The sequence below is a fragment of the Candidatus Thioglobus sp. genome (assembly GCF_028599055.1).
Taxonomy (GTDB): domain Bacteria; phylum Pseudomonadota; class Gammaproteobacteria; order PS1; family Pseudothioglobaceae; genus Thioglobus_A.
The window spans coordinates 1-1579 of sequence record NZ_JAQRMS010000244.1 but is presented as its reverse complement, the minus strand read 5'-3'; the positions used below and the strand labels follow the sequence as shown (position 1 = coordinate 1579).

The 1579-nt window shown below is 31.0% G+C and carries 2 protein-coding genes and 1 pseudogene; all 3 read right to left on the bottom strand.

The genetic code is table 11. From position 1 onward, the window contains the following. Positions 1–168 (bottom strand): type I-F CRISPR-associated endoribonuclease Cas6/Csy4 (cas6f, locus tag PSN35_RS07655; RefSeq protein WP_300031706.1); only part of this gene is annotated, 168 nt, incomplete at its 3' end. Then, the gene (gene cas5fv, locus PSN35_RS07650; protein WP_300031703.1) at positions 165–1220 is read right to left on the bottom strand and encodes a type I-Fv CRISPR-associated protein Cas5fv; all 1056 of its coding nucleotides are present in this window, start codon (positions 1218–1220) and stop codon (positions 165–167) included. The genes cas5fv and cas6f, both read right to left, overlap by 4 nt. A gap of 9 nt (positions 1221–1229) precedes the next feature. Continuing rightward, positions 1230–1579 (bottom strand): annotated as a pseudogene (locus PSN35_RS07645) (hypothetical protein); the annotation flags it as partial.

Sequence of the window (1579 nt, the reverse complement as noted above, 5' to 3'; positions counted from 1 at the left end):
GCGAATAATGCAACCTAATTTAACTTTTACCTGTGGAAAACTAACACCAATATCTGTTGCATTTAGGTCAAAAATTGCTTTGTGGAGCTTGGTATAAACTTTATTCAGTAACCAATTTTCTAGCATTTCTGCATCAGGTTTAATTTGCACATCTAAATAATAACTCATTTTACTACCTCCTTAATACTAATTTCTCCATCCACAAACGCTAATCCTTTTTTACCTAAATAAAAACTAGAAACGCCAGCATCGCAAATCATTGTGCGAATTTCCTTTGCTTTATCTTTTGACACATCTAAAATAATATCAAGTCTGCCGCTGGCTTTAGTCATTAGATTTCTAGTTTTCCCTTCACCTTTAACAAAAGTTTCGTGAATATAAGGATTACCCCAAATTTTCTTTTTTTCGCCTGTGGTAAATCTATCCATAAAATCTTTTTTAGTAAAGCCTCGTTTTGAAATACCGCTAATCCCTCCAGTCTTAGTTTTGGCACTATCCATATTATATTTTTCTGATAATCTATCTAGTTGTAAATATAAGGCAGAGGCATACAAGCTAATAACCACTATTTCATCTTTTTTATTTAAATACTCTGTATCAGAAAATTTTTCACCTTTTTTTTCGCCAGATGGATAAATAAATTTTTCTGTAAAAATACTTAAAACCTTTTCCAAATTTTCGTTTTTAACAAGTGCCTTCTCTTTGTTTAAAAGTTCTAATTTATTGATAACAGAAATTGGGTTAAGCTCTATTTCTTTTGTTGGAAGTTTATTTACAATCACAAAATCAATTAATTCATCAATACTCAACGCCAATACACCCCAAAATTCCCCAGAATAATTAGAGTTAAAAATTACATCATTTGACTTAATCGCTCCTGTAAAAGAATTTTGATCAGTGCTACCTGATATATTCCTAAGATAAGTCATTTCTTGCGTTATTTTAGGTTTATCACTGCAAGTAACTTTATTTTCAATATCAGCAAAGTAATAACTTTCACTTTTTCTTGATTGATAGAGTTTTCTTTGATCGCCAATTAAACGATTTAAAACACCCATTACAGTATCCTTACTAATCTTTCGTTTGATAAAATTTTTGTCATTTTTAAGACTAGTAATTGAGGCAATATATTTTCTGCCTTTTTTAGGAACAGGTTCGTTGTTATCGCCATCCAAAAATGAATTACGCCAACAAGAATCATAACTAATAGTTATTTTCATAACACCCTCCTATTTATTTTTAGCATAAAAATACATGGCAAAATCTTCATCTTTACTTGGATTTACACTCTCTGCTTTAGTATTTTTAAAACGCATCATTTTATTGCTATCGTTATAATCCACTTCCAATTCATCTACATACATATAGCCTTTTGCTTGGCGAATTGTTAAATTTTTAAGCATATCCAATATCTCATCAACCAAAATTTGCATTGCATCTTGGTTTAATAAAACCCCCTGCTCGCCTTCTTCAAAAATTGTGCCACCACGCACATAATTTGGATGAAATACCGCCTTTGGATCTAAATCAGGATTAAGTGATTTGATAAACTCTTGCACTTGATTAGCCACTTCTTCGC

Excerpts from the sequence above, each read along its gene's own strand:
- cas5fv (WP_300031703.1), bottom strand. The coding sequence starts at position 1,220 with ATGAAAATAACTATTAGTTATGATTCTTGTTGGCGTAATTCATTTTTG.